We start from the raw sequence: 14,499 nt of genomic DNA on the forward strand, positions 1-14,499 counted from the left end.
TCAACCCAACTGAATCTCCGGGCGGCCTTCGGGGACGGTGACGGTTGCGGCGGTGCGAACCTGCCTGCCCGGCGTCGACACCGCATCGAGAACCCTCACTTCCGAATGCCATTCGGTGTTCGTCAGCGTGCTGCGGAGATAGCCGCGGCGAGCATTGCCGTACTTGACGTGCGGTGAGGCCTCGGCGATGGCCGCCCCGGCGGAGTCGACATCGGCACCGTCCTTGCCCGACGCGATCGACGTGGCCGCGATCTCCACACCTTGGATCGGCGACACCTGATCCTGGTAGTCGCGTCGCAGTTCGGAGACGATCGTGCGATGAATGTCGCCGACGATCGACGCGACGTTCTTCGCGCCACGATCCCTGGCTCCGTCCAGAATTCGGTGCCGAGACGCCTCGTATCCGCTCCACGGATCCATCCCGACCTTGCGATCGCTACCGAGCCCACGAGCCAAGTCCGAGATGACCGTCTGATGCGCCAGGAAGTTCCACGTCGACGGCGATGCGAACCCGTCGAGAATCCACTTCTCCTGCGCTGCACCGGTTATGGTGCGCGACGGATCGGCCGTCTCCGCGTCCTGCGCATGCTCGCCGTCTCCGTGCGCCTGATCGCTGCGGTACTGCCGCGTGTCCAGTACCGAGAAGTCCACCAGATCGCCGAACGAGAACCGGCGATAGACCGTCATGTCCGGGCCGACGGGCTTCAGGTTCGACCGAACCGGAGTGTTCTCCCACCACGCCTTGAAGGCATCGGCTCTGCGCAACAGGAACTCTCGCGGATCGTCGTCGTCCTGACTGATCTGCGAGGCCCAGTTGTTGTCCACCTCGTGATCGTCGAACGTCGAGACGAACGGTGCCGACGCATGGGCCGCGGCGAGGTTCTCGTCCGCCTTGTACAACGCATACCGGTCTCGATAGTCGTTGAGTACCATGGTCTCTCGGGCAGCCGACTCGGTACGCGGCTCACCCTTGCGAGCACCCTCGTCCTTGATCGCGTACTCGTAGATGTAGTCGCCCAGAAAGAACACCACATCGAGATTCGACGCCGCCAGGTCCTGGTACGCGCCGAAGTAGCCGTCCTCCCATTTCTGGCACGACGCCCACGCGAAATCGAGCCTGCTCAACGGTTGGCCCAGCGCCGGTGCGGTTTTGGTGCGGCCGACCGAGCTGAAGTGCGGTCCGACAAGGAACCGATAGAAGTATTCGCGAGCAGGCTCCAGCCCTCGGACGTCGACGTGAATCGACCAGCCGTCGAACTCGGTGGCAAGCTCGACGCCCTCGCGGGTGATGTTCACGAATCGTTCGTCCGCGGCGATCTGCCACCGCACCGGCACGACGCCAGGCGTCATTCCGCCCAGTGGCGCAAAGGGATCGGTAGCGAGTCTGGTCCACAGCACCACCGAATCGGGCAGTGGATCGCCGGATGCCACGCCGAGGCGGAACGGGTAATCGGGCGTCACCACGGACTGGGCCTGCGCCGTGGTTCCCGCGAGTCCCGGAGTGAACGCCAACGCCCCCACCAGCGCAGTCCACGTCAGAAACTGTCGACGTGTGGCCCCCGCTCGCATGGAGATGTCCGAACCGAACCGTATCTCGTTACCCCGTCTCACCATCCTTCGAGGCTGTCGCGCCCGAACGAACTGTGCGCGTCGTCGATCGAAAGGGCACATGAACACGAAATTTCCATTCGATTCAGGACCTGAGTCGTCCGCAATCACGGCAAAACTCGAACGCATGACGAACACCGACCGCACAGGCTCCCAAATCGACCACCTCAACATCGGCGTCGCCGATCTCGACGCCAGCGCCGAGTTCTACGGCGCTGTATTGAAACCACTGGGGATCAGCGAGATCATGCGGGTACCGCACACCCCCGAGGCGAACCAACTCGCCATGATCGCGTTCGGCTGGGCGCAGGTGAAGCCCTTCTTCTGGATCGTCGACGCACCGGGTTCGGCCATCGGACCGCACACCCATCTCGCCTTCAGCGCCCCGGATCGCGCCACCGTCGATGCCTTCCACGCCGCGGCACTCTCGGCAGGAGCGATCGAGCTCAGGCCTCCAGGGCTGCAGCCGGAATACCACGCCACGTACTACGGATCATTCGTCCGCGATCTCAACGGCATCGACCTCGAAGCCGTCTGCCATCACTGATGATTCGACGAACGCGTTCTCAGTCGGTCAGCTACTGCCGAACATCGGCGACAAGACAGGCAGCGGCGAGACAGGATATGCAGCAACATCCATGACGACAGTGCCGTCGCAGTAGCCGCCGTAGATCGTGGTGGTCCACCCGCCCGGTGTGCGATTCAGGCCTGAACCACCCACACCATGTTGCCGTCGGGATCACGCAGCACGAACATGGGCGGCGCACCGTCCTCCGTCCCGGACATTGCGTCCATGTCGACACCGCCGATCGCGGCCAGCCGCGCATGTTCCGCCTCGACGTCGGGGGTTTCCACACCGATCGAGGACCCGCCGGGCGAATCACCCATCGGCGGATTCAAGGCCAGACGTGCCGTCGAACCGGGCGGGGCCACCTCGACCCACCGATACTCGCCCTCGGGGCCGAAACGCGTATCGTCGCGCAGCTCGAAACCGAGCACGCGTGAATAGAACTCGAGAGCGGCATCCTGGTCTGCGACGGTGAACATGGCCACGCCGATGTTCACGATGGTGCTGGGGGTTTGGTTGGTCATGCCGGTACCGACTCGAGGCGCATCGAAAACTCACCGCGCACCCCAGATATACAACAAAGCCCCGCATCGACCGAAGTCGATGCGGGGCTTTGTCTGCTGGCTCTGTCGTCGTGAACGGAAACTCGTAGTGGGCTACGAGGCAGGAGCGGAGCCTGCGAAGCGACCCAAAACTCAGCCGTGCACGTGCGACGAAGTCGCTCTAGCGGTATTCGTTGGAGAAACCGTAGTCGTCGAGCGGCACTGCAGCGCCGGTTCCCTGGCCGAAGCCGTCCGGGCTGTAGTACTGATCGTCGTACGACGGCACCGCGTACGCCGCGGCACGTGCCTCTTCGGTCGGCTGCACCGTGATGTTCCGGTACCGGTTAATGCCGGTACCAGCCGGGATGAGCTTACCGATGATGACGTTCTCCTTGAGACCTATGAGCTTGTCGCTGCGGCAGTTGATCGCCGCGTCGGTGAGCACACGAGTGGTCTCCTGGAAGGACGCTGCCGACAGCCACGAGTCGGTGGCCAGCGACGCCTTGGTGATACCCATCAGGACCGGACGTCCGGCTGCGGGCTCGCCACCCTCGGAGACGACGCGACGGTTGCTCGACTCGAATTCGCTGCGCTCGGTGAGTGAACCGGGCAGGAATTCGGTGGAGCCGCTGTCGATGATCGTCACGCGACGGAGCATCTGGCGCACGATCGTCTCGATGTGCTTGTCGTGAATCGACACACCCTGCGACCGGTACACCTCCTGGACCTCGTTGACGAGGTGGATCTGCACCTGGCGAGGACCCATCACGCGCAGCACCTCGTGCGGATCGGCAGCACCTTCCATGAGCTGCTGGCCGACCTCGACGTGGTCACCGTCCGCCAGAAGGCGCTCGGTGCCGTCGTCGTGCTTGAAGACGCGCAGACGCTGACGCTTGGAGAGCTTGTCGTAGACAACCTCTTCGCCGCCGTCGTCCGGAACGATGGTGATCTTGTAGAAACGATCGCCGTCCTCGAGCTGGATGCGTCCCGACACGTCCGCGATCGGAGCCTTGCCCTTCGGCACACGTGCCTCGAACAGCTCCTGCACGCGAGGCAGACCACCGGTGATGTCATCTCCGGCGACACCACCCTGGTGGAAGGTACGCATGGTCAGCTGGGTTCCGGGCTCACCGATGGACTGTGCGGCAACGATGCCGACGGCCTCACCGATGTCGACCAGCTTGCCGGTGGCCATCGAGCGGCCGTAGCAGGTGGCGCAAACGCCGGTGCCGGTGGTGCAGGTGAGCACCGAGCGAACCTTGACCGACGTGATGCCCGCAGCGAGCAGCGCGTCGATGGCCGGGTCACCGAGATCGTGTCCACGAGCGACGATGACCGTGCCGTTCTCGTCGACAGCGTCGTTCGCCAAGGTGCGGGCGTACGTGCTGGTCTCGACGTGAGCGTCGCGGATCATCTTGCCGTCGGCCGTCTTCTCGGCGATCGTCGTGACGATGCCGCGCTCGGTGCCACAGTCGGTTTCCCGAACGATGACATCCTGCGAGACGTCGACCAGACGACGCGTCAGGTAGCCCGAGTCGGCGGTACGAAGCGCCGTGTCGGCCAGACCCTTACGAGCACCGTGCGTGTTGATGAAGTACTCGAGGACCGTCAGGCCTTCCTTGAAGGAAGACTTGATCGGACGCGGGATGAACTCACCCTTCGGGTTCGTCACCAGGCCCTTCATACCGGCGAGCGAGCGAACCTGAGTCATGTTTCCGGCTGCGCCGGACTTCACGATCATCGGGATCGGGTTGTCGTCGGGGAAGTGGGCCTCCATGGCCTTACCGACCTGCTCGGTCGCGTCCTGCCAGATCTTGACCAATGCGGAGTTGCGCTCGACCTTGTCGAGTGCGCCACGCTGGTACTTCTTCTCGATCTGATCGGCCTGAGCCTCGAAGGTCTCCATGATCTGCGGCTTCTCCGGCGGCACGAGGACGTCGGAGATCGAGATGGTGACACCCGAACGCGTGGCCCAGTAGAAGCCTGCGTCCTTGAGCTTGTCGACGGTCTGTGCGACGACGATCATCGGGTAACGCTCGGCGAGATCGTTGATGATGGTCGACTGACGCTTCTTCGGCATCTGCTCGTTGACGAACGGGTAGTCCGCCGGCAGCAGCTCGTTGAAGAGAACGCGTCCCAGAGTGGTTTCCGCGGTCCATGCCTCGCCACGGGTCCAGCCCTCGGGGAACAGCTCGTTCTCGATGTCACGCGGCGGGCGCTGCGTGGTGAGACGAACCCGAATCTGCGACTGCACCGTGAGCGATCCACGGTCGACGGCCATCTGAGCCTCGGCCGGGGAGGAGTACGCCCCGAACTCGGCCGTGTCGGTCTTGGCGTCGGCGCGCTCGCCGACAGCACCGGCATCGAGACGCGTCAGGTGGTACAGACCCGTCACCATGTCCAGACGCGGCATGGCGAGCGGACGGCCCGATGCAGGCGAGAGGATGTTGTTCGACGACAGCATCAGCACGCGTGCCTCGGCCTGAGCCTCGGCGGACAGCGGGAGGTGGACAGCCATCTGGTCACCGTCGAAGTCGGCGTTGAACGCCTCACACACGAGCGGGTGCAGCTGGATGGCCTTGCCCTCGACGAGCTGCGGCTCGAACGCCTGGATGCCCAACCGGTGCAGGGTGGGTGCACGGTTCAGCAGCACGGGGTGCTCGGCGATGACCTCTTCGAGAACGTCCCACACCTGCGGACGCTGACGCTCGACCATGCGCTTGGCCGACTTGATGTTCTGCGCGTGGTTCAGATCCACCAGACGCTTCATCACGAACGGCTTGAACAGCTCGAGGGCCATCAGCTTCGGCAGACCGCACTGGTGCAGCTTGAGCTGCGGGCCGACGACGATGACCGAACGGCCCGAGTAGTCGACGCGCTTGCCGAGGAGGTTCTGACGGAATCGACCCTGCTTGCCCTTGAGCAAGTCGGAGAGCGACTTCAGCGGACGGTTACCCGGTCCGGTGACCGGACGTCCACGACGGCCGTTGTCGAACAGGGCGTCGACCGACTCCTGCAGCATCCGCTTCTCGTTGTTGACGATGATCTCGGGAGCACCGAGATCGATCAGACGCTTGAGGCGGTTGTTGCGGTTGATGACGCGGCGGTACAGGTCGTTGAGGTCGGACGTCGCGAAACGGCCACCGTCGAGCTGCACCATCGGACGAAGCTCCGGTGGGATGACCGGGACAGCGTCCAGGACCATGCCCATCGGCGAGTTACGGCCGGCCTGGAATGCGGCCACGACCTTCAGACGCTTGAGCGCGCGCAGCTTCTTCTGACCCTTGCCACTGCGGATGGTCTCGCGAAGAGACTCCGCCTCGGCGTCGATGTCGAAGGTCTGCATGAGCTTCTGGATCGACTCGGCACCCATGGCACCGGTGAAGTACTCGCCGTACCGGTCGATGAGCTCGCGGTAGATGAGCTCGTCGACGATGAGCTGCTTGGGAGCGAGCTTGGTGAACGTGGTCCAGATCTCTTCGAGACGATCCAGCTCACGCTGCGCGCGGTCACGGAGCTGACGCATCTCGCGCTCGCCGCCGTCCTTGACCTTGCGGCGCACGTCGGACTTGGCACCCTCGGCTTCGAGCTCGGCGATGTCGGCTTCGAGCTTCTGCGCACGAGCCTCGAGATCGGCGTCGCGCTGATCTGCGACGGCCTTCTTCTCGACCTCCATCTCGGCCTCGAGCGTCGAGAGCTCGTTGTGACGGAGCTCGTCGTCGACCGTGGTGATGACGTAGGCAGCGAAGTAGATGATCTTCTCGAGATCCTTCGGAGCCAGGTCGAGCAGGTAGCCCAGACGCGACGGCACACCCTTGAAGTACCAGATGTGCGTGACCGGAGCGGCCAGTTCGATGTGGCCCATGCGCTCACGACGCACCTTGGCGCGAGTGACCTCGACGCCACAGCGCTCACAGATGATGCCTTTGAAGCGGACGCGCTTGTACTTGCCGCAGTAGCACTCCCAGTCCCGGGTGGGGCCGAAGATCTTCTCGCAGAAGAGGCCGTCCTTCTCGGGCTTGAGCGTGCGGTAGTTGATGGTCTCCGGCTTCTTGACCTCGCCGTAGGACCACTGACGGATGTCGTCCGCAGTGGCAAGGCCAATGCGAAGTTCATCGAAGAAGTTGACGTCGAGCACGTAACTTCCTTTCCCCGTTATGGGTGTTGTGCTGGAAGAGCAAATGAGAAGAACGCCTGCCGGATCCGCACTGGGCGGATCCGGCAGACCACAGAACTACTGAGCGAGGTCGTCGACCGTGGCAGCTTCGTTGCGGGAGAGGTTGATTCCCAGGTTGGCTGCGGCACGCTCGAGGTCTTCGTCGTCACCGTCGGCCATCGTGATGGCTGCGCCGTCCGAGGACAGCACCTCCACGTTGAGGCACAGCGACTGGAGCTCCTTGAGGAGCACCTTGAAGGACTCGGGGATACCCGGCTCCGGGATGTTCTCGCCCTTGACGATCGCCTCGTACACCTTCACGCGGCCGACAACGTCGTCCGACTTGATGGTGAGAAGCTCCTGCAGCGTGTACGCGGCGCCGTAGGCCTGCATGGCCCAGCACTCCATCTCACCGAAGCGCTGTCCACCGAACTGCGCCTTACCGCCGAGGGGCTGCTGCGTGATCATCGAGTACGGCCCGGTCGAACGAGCGTGGATCTTGTCGTCGACCAAGTGGTGCAGCTTGATGATGTACATGTAGCCCACCGACACCGGGTACGGGAACGGCTCGCCGGAGCGGCCGTCGAACAACGTGGCCTTTCCGTCGGAGCCGACCATCTGCTCGCCGTCGCGGTTGGGAATCGTGCTCTCCAGCAGGCCGGCGAGCTGATTCTCCTTGGCACCGTCGAACACCGGGGTGGCGATGTTGCTGTCGGCCGGAGCCGCCAGCATCTCCTCGGGCAGACGCTCGGCCCAATCGGGCTTGCTGCCGTCCGCGGCGATCTGCACGTTCCAACCGGTCTTGCCGATCCAACCCAGGTGGGTTTCGAGGACCTGCCCGATGTTCATACGACGCGGAACACCGTGGGTGTTGAGGATGATGTCGATCGGGGTGCCGTCGGGCAGGAACGGCATGTCCTCCTGCGGGAGGATCTTGCCGATGACGCCCTTGTTGCCGTGGCGGCCGGCGAGCTTGTCGCCGTCCTGGATCTTGCGCTTCTGAGCCACGTAGACGCGGACCAACTCGTTGACGCCGGGAGGCAGATCGTCGTCGTCGTCGCGCGAGAAGACGCGGATGCCGATGACCTTTCCGTTCTCGCCGTGCGGAACCTTGAGCGAGGTGTCGCGAACTTCGCGAGCCTTCTCACCGAAGATGGCGCGCAGCAGGCGCTCTTCGGGGGTCAGCTCGGTCTCGCCCTTGGGCGTGACCTTTCCGACCAGCACGTCGCCGTCACGAACCTCGGCACCGATACGGATGATGCCGCGCTCGTCGAGGTCAGCGAGGACCTCGTCGGAGACGTTCGGGATGTCGCGAGTGATCTCCTCGGCACCGAGCTTGGTGTCGCGAGCATCGATCTCGTGCTCCTCGATGTGGATCGAGGTGAGAACGTCCTCTTCCACGAGGCGCTGCGACAGGATGATCGCGTCCTCGTAGTTGTGGCCCTCCCACGGCATGATCGCCAGCAGCAGGTTCTTGCCGAGTGCCATCTCACCGTTCTCGGTGCAGGGGCCGTCGGCGAGGACCTGGCCGGACTCGACGCGCTGTCCCTCGTCCACGATCGGACGCTGGTTGGCGCACGTGCCCTGGTTGGAACGCGCGAACTTGCGCATCCGGTAGGTCTTGCGCGATCCGTCGTCGGCCATGACCGTGACGTAATCGGCGGAGACCTCTTCGACGACACCGGTCTTCTCGGTGATGACGACGTCACCGGCGTCGACAGCTGCACGCAGCTCCATGCCGGTACCGACGATCGGAGCCTCGCTGCGCACCAGCGGGACGGCCTGACGCTGCATGTTCGCGCCCATCAGGGCACGGTTGGCATCGTCGTGCTCGAGGAACGGAATCATCGCGGTCGCGACGGAGACCATCTGTCGCGGCGAGACGTCCATGTAATCGATGTCGTCGGACGAGACGAACTCGACCTCTCCACCCTTACGACGGACGAGAATCTTGTCCTCGACGAAGTGACCCGAATCGTCGACCGGAGAGTTCGCCTGCGCGAGCGTGTGGCGATCCTCCTCGTCGGCGGTCAGGTAATCGACGTCGTCGGTGACCTTGCCGTCGACGACCTTGCGGTACGGGGTCTCGATGAAGCCGAACGGATTGACGCGTGCGTACACCGAGAGCGATCCGATCAGGCCGATGTTCGGGCCTTCCGGGGTCTCGATGGGGCACATGCGGCCGTAGTGCGACGGGTGAACGTCGCGGACCTCGAGGCCGGCGCGCTCACGAGAGAGACCGCCGGGTCCCAGTGCCGACAGGCGACGCTTGTGCGTCAGACCCGACAACGGGTTGTTCTGGTCCATGAACTGCGATAGCTGGGAGGTTCCGAAGAACTCCTTGATCGCAGCGACGACGGGACGGATGTTGATCAGGGTCTGCGGCGTGATCGCCTCGACGTCCTGAGTCGTCATACGTTCGCGCACGACGCGCTCCATGCGGGACAGGCCCACGCGGATCTGGTTCTGGATGAGCTCGCCGACGGTACGCAGACGACGGTTGCCGAAGTGGTCGATGTCGTCGACCTCGACCGGAACCTCGACGCCGTCGGGTGCGGTCATCGAGGTCTCACCTGCGTGCAGACGCACGAGGTACTCGATGGTCGCGACGATGTCTTCCTCGGTGAGGGTCGACGCCACGATGGGCTGACCCGAGTTGAGGCCGAGCTTCTTGTTGATCTTGTAGCGACCCACGCGAGCGAGGTCGTAGCGCTTGTCCTTGAAGAACAGGTTCTCCAGCAGGGTCTGCGCCGACTCCTTGGTCGGCGGCTCGCCCGGACGCAGCTTGCGGTAGATGTCGAGGAGCGCCTCGTCGGTACCGGCGGTGTTGTCCTTCTCCAGGGTGGCCATGAGGATCTCGGAGAAGCCGAAGCGCTCCGTGATCTGCTCGGTGGACCAACCGAGAGCCTTCAGCAGCACCGTGACGGGCTGACGACGCTTGCGGTCGATGCGGACACCGACGGTGTCGCGCTTGTCGACGTCGAACTCGAGCCATGCACCGCGACCGGGGATCACCTTGACGCTGTGCAGGTCCTTCTCGGTGGTCTTGTCGATCGAATGATCGAAGTAGACGCCCGGAGAACGCACCAGCTGCGACACCACGACACGCTCGGTGCCGTTGATGATGAAGGTGCCCTTGTCGGTCATCATCGGGAAATCACCCATGAAGACCGTCTGGCTCTTGATCTCACCGGTGTTGTTGTTGATGAACTCGGCCGTGACGAACAGCGGAGCCGCGTACGTCATGTCCTTGTCCTTGCACTCATCGGTCGAGGCCTTGACCTCGTCGAATCGTGGGTCGGAGAAGGAGAGAGACATCGAGCCCGAGAAGTCCTCGATCGGAGAGAGCTCGGTCAGGATGTCCTCGAGTCCACCGGCGACACTGCTGTCTCCGCGGGCGGCGGCACGGTCACGCCAACTCTGCGCACCTACCAGCCATTCGAACGAATCCGTCTGTACATCGAGGAGACCGGGTACCTCCAACGGCTCGCGAATGTTCGCGAACGAAACCCTCCTCGGGGCTCCCGGTGTTCCGACAACTGCCTTGGTCTGGCTAGAGACTGCCAAGATGCGTCCTTCCAGCACCTCACGCGGGTCGCTCGTGCAGTGCGACCGCCGCTGTATCTGTTTGCTATATGTGGGGCGAATTTCGGCTGGTGCAACCAGACCGAATCCCCATCACAGCGGCCCGAAAACGTGCTTTCGGGTAACAGCGATCGAGAGGTGGACAGGAGGCAGCCAGCGCAACGTCCAAAGGTACCCCAAATGTGCGCAGAGCGCAACGGGGGCATCAAAAGTAGCACCCGGGGTCCATTCGTGCGCTGACTCGACGAAAGCGTGTCGCCTGCCGTACGCCCGATGCCGCTGCGCTTCAGAACCGCTGGGGGTGCTCCTGACGACAAGAGTGACCCTTGAGCCTTCCTTCGTCAAGAGGTTCGGCCCGATCCGTTTTCCGTGAGACCCGTTTTCCGTGAGACCGCACTCGAACCGGTCGCGTCGATGGACCATTGCACCGCCGAGACGTATGCAAGGGTCCATTGACGCAGACGGCAGGGGCGGGGGCGGGGCGGGGCTGCGGGCGGGGACACCGACGCGCCCCGCCCCTGCCGACTACCGGGCGCTCTCCCGCCACCGCGTGGCCTCGGCGAGCGCGAAGCCGTGCAGATCGGCCAACTCACCCAACCGTTCGACGCTCTCGCCGTCGAGGGTGGCCCCGACACTGCGCAGTCCGAACTCAGCCGACAACGCGATCAGCATCGTCTCGGCCATACAGGCGTAGGTCAGCCCAGGAGCCAACCCGTAGGTCAGCCCGAAATCCGAACCCGCCGGCACCTGCACGATGCCGCCGTCGAACACCGTGACGTCCGGCCGCTCACTGCGCACGTCCCGGCCGATGTTCGGCGGCTGCGCCACATCGCAGACGATGGCACCCTCCATCAGATCCGTCGGATCGATCAACGCATGTGGTGCCGACGTCGCAGCGATGACGATCAACGAATCATGCACCGCAGCAACGGGATCGGTGAAGAACCCCAGGTGCCGCGACCTGATCAGATCGTCCAGATCACCGTCGACAGCGTGCGCGGCGGCGGCCAGCTCCCCCGACCCCGCACCCGCCCGAGCGCTCGCCACCATCTCCTGCGCAGCCGCCCACAGCTTGGGAGCGATCACCGAACTCTCCCCCTGCCTACCGACCAGCACGACGGCACCGACCTCGCCGGCCAACTGCCTGCCGATGGTTCGCCCGATCGCCCCGGCGGCACCGAGAATCGTCACCCGAGCCCGCGCGACATCGATTCCGCGTTCACGGCACACGCGTCGAACAGCCCGCAGACTGGCCGCAGCGGTGAACGTGTTGCCGGTGGTGATGGGACGCGTCGTCGCGCCGAGACCCAACCCGTTGACGGTGATCACCGACGAGTAACCGCCCAACCCGACGACCGTTGCACCGCGTGAGATCGCCAGCTCGACGGCACCGCCCACCACTGCCAGCGCACGCTGGGTCGGCAGCTGCAGCAACTGCTGAGAGGTGTACGGCAGCCCGATCAGATCACCGTGCGCCGTCGCGTCCCCGCCTCCGACGACCCGGCCACTGCCGATGACGAACGACGCGGGTTCGAGCTCGGACGTCGACGCCGCGAACCGCTCGAGCAAGTCCTGTCGCTCGGAGTCGTCGAACACCTCGAGCGCCGGGTCGAATGCCGCGAAGAACCCGAGATCGAGGGGATGTGCGATGAACGCGAAACGTCGATCGGTGGGCCGTACCGCGATGTCGGGGGTACGCCCGGGACGCAGCGCCGCGAGGGCAGGCGGCGTGGCGACGGTCGGACGGCCCAACAGGTGCCCGAACAATCCGTCCATGTCTCCCGCTGCCGCGTAGCCCAACGCCCGGTCCAGTGCTGCGACCAGACGCGAGCACTGCACCCCGGACACCGTGAGCGGCGGCTCGATGCGAATCACCCTGTTGCCGAACAGAGTCGGAGCCACTCGGATCCCCTCGACATTGAGCAGGTACGAGCAGATCACCGCGGAGAGGTTGTGCTGATCTGCGATCGATCCGAGCAGCGACTGCCGTCCGACGAAGTTCACGTCCGCGGTGAGTTCGATGCCCAGCAACAGTCCGCGGCCGCGTACCTCGGTGACCACCGACGGATACTTCTCGGCCAGCGCGCTCAGATCGTTCTTCAGCCGATGGCCGAGTACTGCCGCATTCTCCACCACCGCGCAGCCGTCCCGAGTCAGTTCTTCGAGTACCGCGATACCCACCCGTGCAGCCAACGCGTTCCCCGCGAAGGTCGACGTGTGCCGTAGCGCGAAGCTCTCCCCCACCAACTCCGGGCGGCTCAGCACCGCGCCCACCGGCACGATCCCGCCACCGAGCGCCTTGGCGAGAGTAAGAATGTCCGGCACCACGCCGTCGTGCTCGGCTGCGAACATCCGGCCCGTCCGGCCGAGCCCGGTCTGCACCTCGTCGAGTGCCATGAGCACCCCGTGCCGATCGCAGATCTCCCGCACGCGGCGCAGGTATCCGTCGGGCGGGCACACCACTCCACCCTCACCCTGAATCGGCTCCACCAGAAACACTGCATAATGCCCGGGTGCTGCCGCCAGGGCCGCGTCGAGCGCATCCGAATCCCCGAACTCGATATGATCGAATCCCTCGACCGGAGCGCCGAAACCGTTCTGATACTTGATGTTTCCCGTCGCAGACAAGGCACCGAGGGTCTTACCGTGGAAACTGTTCGCGGTGGTCAGCACACCCAGCCGCCCGGTGTGCGCTCGGGCGATCTTGAGCGCGACCTCCGTCGCCTCGGTACCACTGTTGACGAACGTCGTTCGCGTCAACCCCTCGGGGGCCAAGCGCCCCAACCGATCTGCCAATTCACCGGCCGCGCTCAGCACCGAGGGCTGCACGAAAATTGCCTCCCCGCTGCAGCGAACGTCGTTGACCGCCTGCCAGATCGGAGTGGGACCGTGCCCGAACGGAAGGGCTCCGTACGCCCCCGCGAAGTCGAGATAGCGTCGGCCCGAGGCGTCGAACAGGACCGTCCCGTCGCCGCGCACGTACTCGCGATCCAGGTTCAGCGCAGACAACAAGCGGTACAGTTCGGGATTGACGTGCTCGGCAAAGCCCGATCGACCGGACCGGGATTCCAGCACGGAAAAATCGATAGTTGTGTCAGTCATGACCAGCATGCTCCGTTTTCATCGGATCCACCCCTGGCTGTCCGAGCGTGAAAATGGTTGTCCCGAACAACCAGGGCTCGTCCCAACCAGGACGCAAACGCGATGGTAGCTCGGCCCGAAGTCGGTGAGAGACGGCCGAAAACGATACGAAAAAACCCCGTCCGCGCAGGGCTTCTGCGTCGAACGGGGCCTGATCGAGCTATTGGTTGGAGCGACTATTGATCGTCGATGGCCGAGAGCTTCCAGGAGCCGTCGACCTTCTCCATGTTCACCGTCAACGGGCCCTCGGCGCTGCCCGACGCGACGCCGTTCTGCGTAGCGCTGATGTTCACATTGGCGAGCAGCTCGGCCTTGTCGTCCTCCAACCGCGTGACACCGATGTCCGTCACCATGGCCTCGGTACCCGTATTCGTTTGCACCACAGCAGATTTGGTTGTCTCAGCGGTGGAGTTGAACTCGTCGAGCATCGACTGATTGAGAACAGCGCGGGCCGCATCGAAATCGGCATCGATCGTCTCGGCCTTGTACGTGTACAGGGTCTGCAGCGCATCGGTCGCAGCCGAAGTGACCTCCTGGGTGGCCGCGGAATCCACCCACGCCGCATTGTCGATCGTGGCGAACGGCTTGAACGCGGCAACGGCAGCGAACGCGCCGAGCACCACGGCAATCACCGCGACGACGATCACGTGCTTGTAGCCGATACCCGACACCGGTCCGGAGGACGAGGCGCTTGCGATGGAGTCGGCAGCAGACTTGTCGGTTGCAGACTTGTCGGTTGCAGTTTTGTCGGTTGCAGGCTTGTCGACCGAAGGCTTCTCGGTTGCAGACTTGTCGGTTGCAGGCTTGTCGACCGAAGACTTCTCGGTTGCAGTTTTGTCGGTTGCAGGCTTGTCGACCGAAGGCTTCTCGGTTGCAGACTTGTCGGTTGCAGGCTTGTC

Annotated in this window: 7 protein-coding genes; 1 reads left to right on the forward strand and 6 read right to left on the reverse strand. The window is 64.1% G+C overall.

Going from position 1 to position 14,499, the window contains the following annotated elements:
• Positions 1-1,614 (reverse strand): alkaline phosphatase D family protein, encoded by a 1,614-nt coding sequence (locus R3P93_RS14810; protein WP_317533363.1) that lies wholly within the window; start codon positions 1,612-1,614, stop codon positions 1-3.
• 121 nt (positions 1,615-1,735) lie between these two features.
• Between R3P93_RS14810 and R3P93_RS14815 the strand changes: the two genes are divergently transcribed.
• Positions 1,736-2,155, forward strand: a complete 420-nt coding sequence (locus R3P93_RS14815; protein ID WP_094668733.1) for a VOC family protein — start codon at positions 1,736-1,738, stop codon at positions 2,153-2,155.
• Positions 2,156-2,310: 155 nt separating this feature from the next.
• Here R3P93_RS14815 and R3P93_RS14820 read toward each other — a convergent pair whose 3' ends face one another.
• The 5 genes from R3P93_RS14820 to R3P93_RS14840 all read right to left on the reverse strand — a co-directional run.
• A complete protein-coding gene (locus R3P93_RS14820) occupies positions 2,311-2,700 on the reverse strand; it encodes a VOC family protein (RefSeq protein ID WP_094641133.1) in 390 nt (129 codons plus the stop codon).
• 199 nt (positions 2,701-2,899) lie between these two features.
• A complete protein-coding gene (locus R3P93_RS14825; RefSeq protein WP_243596072.1) occupies positions 2,900-6,856 on the reverse strand; it encodes a DNA-directed RNA polymerase subunit beta' in 3,957 nt (1,318 codons plus the stop codon).
• A gap of 96 nt (positions 6,857-6,952) precedes the next feature.
• Positions 6,953-10,459, reverse strand: a complete 3,507-nt coding sequence (gene rpoB / locus R3P93_RS14830) for a DNA-directed RNA polymerase subunit beta (protein WP_094665727.1) — start codon at positions 10,457-10,459, stop codon at positions 6,953-6,955.
• Positions 10,460-10,984: 525 nt separating this feature from the next.
• Positions 10,985-13,561 (reverse strand): aminotransferase class III-fold pyridoxal phosphate-dependent enzyme, encoded by a 2,577-nt coding sequence (locus R3P93_RS14835; protein ID WP_094665775.1) that lies wholly within the window; start codon positions 13,559-13,561, stop codon positions 10,985-10,987.
• A gap of 215 nt (positions 13,562-13,776) precedes the next feature.
• Positions 13,777-14,499: hypothetical protein (locus R3P93_RS14840; protein WP_317533364.1), on the reverse strand; the 723-nt coding region annotated here is incomplete at its 5' end.

The sequence above is a fragment of the Rhodococcus cerastii genome, from assembly GCF_033042195.1.
In the GTDB taxonomy this organism is placed as follows: domain Bacteria; phylum Actinomycetota; class Actinomycetes; order Mycobacteriales; family Mycobacteriaceae; genus Rhodococcoides.

What these genes read in the sequence shown, in the direction of transcription:
- R3P93_RS14810 (WP_317533363.1), bottom strand. Translation starts at nt 1,614, where the DNA reads ATGGTGAGACGGGGTAACGAGATACGGTTCGGTTCGGACATCTCCATG.
- R3P93_RS14835 (WP_094665775.1), bottom strand. Translation starts at nt 13,561, where the DNA reads ATGACTGACACAACTATCGATTTTTCCGTGCTGGAATCCCGGTCCGGT.
- R3P93_RS14820 (WP_094641133.1), bottom strand. Translation starts at nt 2,700, where the DNA reads ATGACCAACCAAACCCCCAGCACCATCGTGAACATCGGCGTGGCCATG.
- R3P93_RS14815 (WP_094668733.1), top strand. Translation starts at nt 1,736, where the DNA reads ATGACGAACACCGACCGCACAGGCTCCCAAATCGACCACCTCAACATC.